At 67.2% G+C, this 7,048-nt stretch carries 3 protein-coding genes; all 3 read right to left on the bottom strand.

All coding sequences use genetic code 11. The annotated features are described in order from the left end of the window. Positions 1-69: 69 nt before the first annotated feature. Positions 70-453 (bottom strand): VOC family protein, encoded by a 384-nt coding sequence (locus tag BUB20358_RS23945; protein ID WP_035972703.1) that lies wholly within the window; start codon positions 451-453, stop codon positions 70-72. 167 nt (positions 454-620) lie between these two features. Then, on the bottom strand, positions 621-3,929 hold the full coding sequence (locus BUB20358_RS23940) for an efflux RND transporter permease subunit (RefSeq protein WP_035972701.1): 3,309 nt from the start codon (positions 3,927-3,929) through the stop codon (positions 621-623). Positions 3,930-3,932: 3 nt separating this feature from the next. Beyond that, positions 3,933-7,046: an MdtB/MuxB family multidrug efflux RND transporter permease subunit gene (locus BUB20358_RS23935; RefSeq protein WP_006764717.1), complete on the bottom strand. Its 3,114-nt coding sequence runs from the start codon at positions 7,044-7,046 to the stop codon at positions 3,933-3,935. Positions 7,047-7,048: the final 2 nt, after the last annotated feature.

Raw genomic sequence — 7,048 nt, 5'->3', positions numbered from 1 at the left:
CCTCAGGAAATTTGAACAATAACGCGTGGAAAACCCGAACACCAATCCCGATTGACAGCGGGAGTCATATCAGCCGTTCACCGCATACGGCCGCGTCATCACTTCGAGAAAGTGGCCGTCCGGATCGTCGAAATACAGGCCGCGGCCGCCGTTATGGCGGTAGACGTCATCAGGCTGGCGCTTCGCCGGATCGGCCCAGTACGGCAGCCCGCGTTCGCGAATCCGCGCGAGCACGCGCTCGAACCCGGCATCGTCGATCAGAAACGCGTAATGCTGGCTCGCGATCTCGCCGTCCCGCTCGTAAAAATCGAGCGACACGCCGTTGTCGAGCTGGACGACCAGCATCGCGCCGAACGGCGTCGGCGGCGGCAATTCCAGCAGCTCGGTCAGAAAGCAGCTCGATGCGCGCTTGTCGCGGCACCAGACGATCGTATGGTTCAGCTGGACGTTCATGGCAGAGCCCCGGCGACGGTATCGCGTTGCGGATGGATTCACGATAGCCGATCGCGGCCGGCGTTCAAGCCGGAAACGGCTCGCCGTACGTCGTCATGAAAAAAACACCCCGAACGCCCGGACCGAGTCCGGCTTTCGGGGTGTCGTTTACGCGGCGGCGCCGCGCCTCACTCGCCGGCCACCGCAGGCCCGCCCGAATTGCCGCGGCGGTTGCGGCGCTTCTCGGCCCACACGCGCAGCCGATCCATGTACAGATAGACGACCGGCGTCGTATAGAGCGTCAGCACCTGCGACATCACCAGCCCGCCCGCGATCGCGATCCCGAGCGGCGCACGCAGCTCGGCGCCGTCGCCGTTGCCGAACGCGAGCGGCAGCGCGCCGAGCAGCGCCGCCATCGTCGTCATCATGATCGGCCGGAAGCGCAGCAGGCACGCCTCGCGGATCGCGTCGAACGACGACTTGCCGGCGTTGCGCGTCTGGTCGATCGCGAAGTCGACCATCATGATCGCGTTCTTCTTCACGATGCCGATCAGCAGGATCACGCCGATCAGCGCGATGATGCTGAATTCCGTCTTGAACAGCAGCAGCGCGAGCAGCGCGCCGACGCCGGCCGACGGCAGCGTCGACAGGATCGTGACCGGATGGATGTAGCTCTCGTACAGGATCCCGAGCACGATATAGACGGCCAGCAGCGCGGCGAGGATCAGGATCGGCTGATCGTTCATCGACTGCTGGAATGCCTGCGCGGTGCCCTGGAAGCTGCCGACGATCGTCGGCGGGACGCCGACCTGCGCCATCGTCTGGTAGATCGCCTGCGTCGCCTGCGACAGCGACACGCCCGGCGGCAGGTTGAACGAGATCGTCGTCGCGACGAACAGCCCCTGGTGATTGACCGACAGCGGCGTCGTGCTCGGCCCGAACGTCGCGATCGCGGACAGCGGGATCATCGTCGACTTCGACGTCGACACCGCCGCACCGGACGACGCGCTCGACTTGCCGCTCGCGGCGATCGAGTTCAGCGCCTGGTTGCGCGCCGAATCGGCGGCGATGGCCGCGGCGCTCTGCGTGCCCGTGCCGGCGCTCGACGTGCCGGCCGACGTCGCGACGAACGTGCCGGCCGCCGCGTTGGTCGTCTGCGATCCGCTCGCGCTGCCGCCCGACGTGCTGATCCACACCTGTTTCAGCATGTCGGGGCTCTGCCAGTATTTCGGCGCGACTTCCATCACGACGTGGTACTGGTTCAGCGGGTTGTAGATTGTCGACACCTGGCGCTGGCCGAACGCGTCGTACAGCGTGTTGTCGATCTGCGCGGGCTTGATGCCGAGCCGCGCGGCCGTCGCGCGGTCGATCGTCACCATCGCCTCGAGGCCGCCTTGCTGCTGGTCCGAGTTCACGTCGGTGAGCTCGGGCCGCTTCTGCAGTGCCTCGGTCAGGATCGGCGCCCACTTGTACAGCTCGGCGCTCGAATCGCCGAGCAGCGTGAACTGATACTGCGCGCTGCTCTGCCGGCCGCCGACGCGGATGTCCTGCGCGGCCTGCAGGAATGTGCGTGCGCCGGCGACTTCGGACAGCGGCCGGCGAAGCTGCTGAATCACCTGATCGGCGGACAGCTTGCGCTCGGGGCGATCCTTCAGCGTGACGAACATGAAGCCCGAGTTCGTCTGCGTGCCGCCGGTGAAGCCCGCGACGCTCTTCACGTTCCGGTTCGCCTGCACGATGCGCATCATCTCGGAGAACTTCAGCTTCATCGCCTGGAACGACGTCGACTGGTCGGCCTGGATTCCGCCGATCATCAGCCCGGTGTCCTGCTGCGGGAAGAAGCCTTTCGGCACGACGACGTACAGATAAACGTTCAGCCCGATCGTCGCGAACAGGATCAGCAGGATCAGCAGCGGCCGGCTCAGCGCCCACGACAGCGAGCGCTCGTAGCCGCGCTGCATGCGCGCGAAGCCGCGTTCGAGCCAGCGCGCGAAGCGGCCTTCGTCGCGCGGATCGTGCGATTCGGGCAACAGGCGTGCGCACATCATCGGCGTGACGGTCAGCGACACCGCGAGCGACACCGCGATCGCGAGTGACAGCGTCAGCGCGAACTCGCGGAACAGGCGTCCGACGATGCCGCCCATCAGCAGGATCGGCAGGAACACCGCGACGAGCGAGATGCTCATCGACAGCACCGTGAAGCCGACCTCGCGCGCGCCGTCGAACGCGGCCTGCATCCTCGGCTTGCCGTTCTCGATGTGGCGCGCGATGTTCTCGAGCACGACGATCGCGTCGTCGACGACGAAGCCGGTCGCGACGATCAGCGCCATCAGCGACAGGTTGTCGATCGAGAAGCCGAGCAGATACATCGCGCCGAACGTGCCGACGATCGAGATCGGCACCGCGACGCTCGGGATCAGCGTCGCGCGCCAGTTGCGCAGGAACAGGAACACGACCATCACGACGAGGCCGACGGCGATCAGCAGCGTGTGCTCGGTGTCGCGCAGCGACGCGCGGATCGTCGTCGAGCGGTCGAGCACCGGCGTGACCGTGATGTCGGCCGGCAGCGATGCGGTGAGCTGCGGCAGCGCCGCGCGCACGCGATCGATCGTGTCGATGATGTTCGCGCCCGGCGAGCGGTAGAGGATCACGAGCACCGCGCGCCGGCCGTTCGACAGCCCGAGGTTGCGCAAGTCCTCGACGCCGTCGACGACTTCCGACAGGTCGGACAGCCGCACGGCCGCGCCGTTGCGGTATGCGACGACGAGATCGCGGTATTGCGACGCCTGCGATGCCTGATCGTTCGTATAGAGCTGGTAGTGCTTCGGGCCGAATTCGATCGCGCCTTTAGGCGCGTTCGCGTTCGCGGATGCGAGCGCCGCGCGCACGTCCTCGAGACCGATCCCGTAGTGGAACAGCGCCTGCGGCTCGAGCTCGACGCGCACGGCCGGATTCGCGGAGCCGCTGACCGTCACCTGGCCGATCCCGTCGATCTGCGACAGCGACTGCTGCAGCACCGTCGACGCGGCGTCGTACAGCTTCGCCGGCGACGACGTGTCCGATGTGAGCGACACGACCATGATCGGCGAGTCGGCCGGGTTGACCTTGCGGTACGTCGGATTGCTCTTCAGCGCGGCGGGCAGGTCGGCGCGCGCGGCATTGATCGCGGCCTGCACGTCGCGCGCGGCGCCGTCGATGTCGCGGTTCAGCCCGAACTGCAGGATGATGCGCGCGTTGCCGACCGTGCTCGTCGACGTCATTTCGGTCACGTCGGCGATCGATCCGAGGTGCCGCTCGAGCGGGCTCGTCACGCTGGTCGCGACGGTCTCCGGGCTCGCGCCGGGCAGCGACGCCTGCACCGAGATCGTCGGAAAGTCGACCTGCGGCAGCGGCGACACCGGCAGCTTGATGAACGCGAACAGGCCCGCGAGCGCGACGCCGAGCGCGAGCAGCGTCGTCGCGACGGGGCGGGTGATGAAAGGGCGCGACAGGTTCATCGGTCACGCATCCGTACGCGTGCCGGCGGCCGGCCCGTGGCGCTCGAACCAGCCGCGCGCGCGGCGCGCGAGCGCATCGAAGCCGAGATAGATCACCGGCGTCGTGAACAGCGTGAGCACCTGCGACACGATGAGCCCACCCGCGATCGCGATCCCGAGCGGCTGACGCAGCTCCGAGCCCGCGCCGGAGCCGACGATCAGCGGCACCGCGCCGAGCAGCGCGGCGAGCGTCGTCATCAGGATCGGCCTGAAGCGCAGCAGGCACGCCTGATAGATCGCGTCGCGCGGCGGCTTGCCTTCGACGCGTTCGGCTTCGAGCGCGAAGTCGATCATCATGATCGCGTTTTTCTTCACGATGCCGATCAGCAGCACGATCCCGATGATCCCGATGATGTCGAGATCGTGGCCGGTGATCATCAGCGCGAGCAGCGCGCCGACGCCGGCCGACGGCAGCGTCGACAGGATCGTGATCGGATGGATGTAGCTCTCGTACAGCACGCCGAGCACGATGTACATCGTGACGACCGCCGCGAGGATCAGGAACAGCTGGTTCGACAGCGACGCCTGGAACGCGAGCGCCGCGCCCTGGAAGCGCGTCTGGAACGACGCGGGCAGGCCGATCGCCTGCTCGGCGGCCTCGATCGCCTTCACGGCCGCGCCGAGCGACGCGCCCGGCGCGAGGTTGAACGAGACCGTCGCCGACGGGAACTGCGACAGGTGCGACACGAGCAGCGGCGACGGCCGCTCGTGGAACGTCGCGATCGACGTCAGCGGCACCTGGCCACCGCCGGCCGACGGCAGATAGATGTCGTTCAGCGACTGCGCGTAGTGCTGATCCTTCGGCTCGGACTCGAGAATCACGCGGTACTGGTTCGACTGCGTGAAGATCGTCGACACGATGCGCTGGCCGAACGCGTCGTACAGCGCATTGTCGACGGTCGCCGGCGTGATGCCGAAGCGCGCGGCGCTCGCACGGTCGATCTCGACGTAGACCGACTGGCCGTTGCTCTGCAGATCGGTCGCGACGTCGGCGAGCGACGGCTCCTGCTGCAGCCGCGCGACGAGCTTCGGCACCCACGTCGCGAATTCGCCGGCGTTCGGGCTCGTCAGCATGAACTGGTATTGGGTCGGGCTGACCGTGGAGTCGATCGTCAGATCCTGCACCGACTGCATGTACAGCGAAATGCCGGTGACGCCCGACACGCGCTGCTGCAGATCGCGGATGATCCGGCTCGCGGACTCGCTGCGCTCGTCGCGCGGCTTCAGGTTGATCAGCATCCGGCCGCTGTTCAGCGTGATGTTGGTGCCGTCGACGCCGATGAACGACGTCAGGCTCGCGACGTTCGGATCCTTCAGTATCTCGGCGGCGAGCGCCTGCTGGCGCTCGGCCATCGTGCGGTACGACACCGACTGCGGCGCCTGCGTGATCGCCTGGATCACGCCGGTGTCCTGCGCAGGGAAGAAGCCCTTCGGCACGAACACGTACAGCAGGCCGGTCAGCACGAGCGTCAGCACCGCGACGACCAGCGTCGCGCGCTGGCGGTTCAGCACCCATTCGAGCGCGACCGCGTAGCGCGCGATCACCCAGTCGATCGCGCGGTGCACGCGCGCCTCGAAGCGGTGGCTCTCCGGCGGCGGCGAATGGCGCAGCAGCGCCGCGCACATCATCGGCACGAGCGTGAGCGACACGATCGCCGAGATCACGATCGTCACCGCGAGCGTGATCGCGAACTCGTGGAACAGGCGGCCGACCACGTCGCCCATGAACAGCAGCGGAATCAGCACCGCGATCAGCGATACCGTCAGCGAGATGATCGTGAAGCCGATCTGCCGCGATCCCTTCAGCGCCGCCTCGAGCCCGGAGTCGCCTTCCTCGACGTAGCGCGCGATGTTCTCGATCATCACGATCGCATCGTCGACGACGAAGCCGGTCGCGATCGTCAGCGCCATCAGCGACAGGTTGTTCAGCGAGAAGCCGGCCAGATACATCACCGCGAGCGTGCCGATCAGCGACAGCGGCACCGACAGGCTCGGAATGATCGTCGCATAGACGTTCGCGAGAAACAGGTACATCACGAGCACGACGAGCGCGACCGCGAGCATCAGCTCGAACTGCACGTCGCGCACGGCCGCGCGGATCATCGTCGTGCGGTCGGTGACGATCTGCACGTCGAGCGCCGCGGGCAGCGTTTCCTGCAGCTTCGGCAGCTGCGCCTTGATCGCGTCGACCGTCTGAATCACGTTCGCGCCCGGCTGCCGCTGCACGTTCAGGATGATCGCGGGCTCCGAGTTCACCCACGCGCCGAGCTTGGTGTTCTCCGAGCCGGCGACGACCTTCGCGACGTCGGTCAGCATCACCGGACGGCCGTTCTTGTACGCGACCACCGCGCTGTCGTACTGGTCGGCGCTCGTCAGCTGGTCGTTCGCGTTGATCGTGTACGCGCGCGTCGGGCCGTCGAAGTTGCCCTTCGGCGTGTTCACGTTCAGGTTCGAGATCGTCGTGCGCAGATCGTCGAGGTTCATCCCGTACTGCGCGAGCGCGGTCGGGTTCGCCTGGATCCGCACGGCCGGCCGGTTGCCGCCCGACAGGCTCACGAGGCCGACGCCCGCGATCTGCGAGATCTTCATCGCGAGCCGCGTGTCGGTCAGGTCCTGCACCTGCGTGAGCGGCAGCGTCTTCGACGTGACGGCGAGCGTGAGCACCGGCGCATCGGCCGGGTTGACCTTCGCGTAGATCGGCGGCGCCGGCAGGTCGGACGGCAGCAGGTTGCCGGCCGCGTTGATCGCGGCCTGCACTTCCTGTTCGGCGATGTCGAGCGGCAGGTCGAGCGAGAACTGCAGCGTGATCACCGACGCGCCGGCCGAGCTTTGCGACGACATCTGGTTCAGCGACGGCATCTGGCCGAACTGCCGCTCGAGCGGCGCGGTGACCGACGACGTCATCACTTCGGGGCTCGCGCCCGGATAGAAGGTCTGAACCTGGATGGTCGGATAGTCGACCTCGGGCAGCGCGGCGAGCGGCAGAAAGCGCAGCGCGACGAGGCCGGCCAGCATGATCGCCGCCATCAGAAGGGCGGTGCCGACCGGCCGGAGAATGAAGATGCGGGACGGGTTCATCG

Source organism: Burkholderia dolosa, assembly GCF_902499135.1.
In the GTDB taxonomy this organism is placed as follows: domain Bacteria; phylum Pseudomonadota; class Gammaproteobacteria; order Burkholderiales; family Burkholderiaceae; genus Burkholderia; species Burkholderia dolosa.
Note: the sequence above shows the minus strand (reverse complement) of the source record. Positions and strands in the feature narration are given on the sequence as shown.

Bases quoted from the DNA above. Each gene is read 5' to 3' on its own strand.
- BUB20358_RS23945 (WP_035972703.1), bottom strand. From the start codon at position 453: ATGAACGTCCAGCTGAACCATACGATCGTCTGGTGCCGCGACAAGCGC.
- BUB20358_RS23935 (WP_006764717.1), bottom strand. From the start codon at position 7,046: ATGAACCCGTCCCGCATCTTCATTCTCCGGCCGGTCGGCACCGCCCTT.
- BUB20358_RS23940 (WP_035972701.1), bottom strand. From the start codon at position 3,929: ATGAACCTGTCGCGCCCTTTCATCACCCGCCCCGTCGCGACGACGCTG.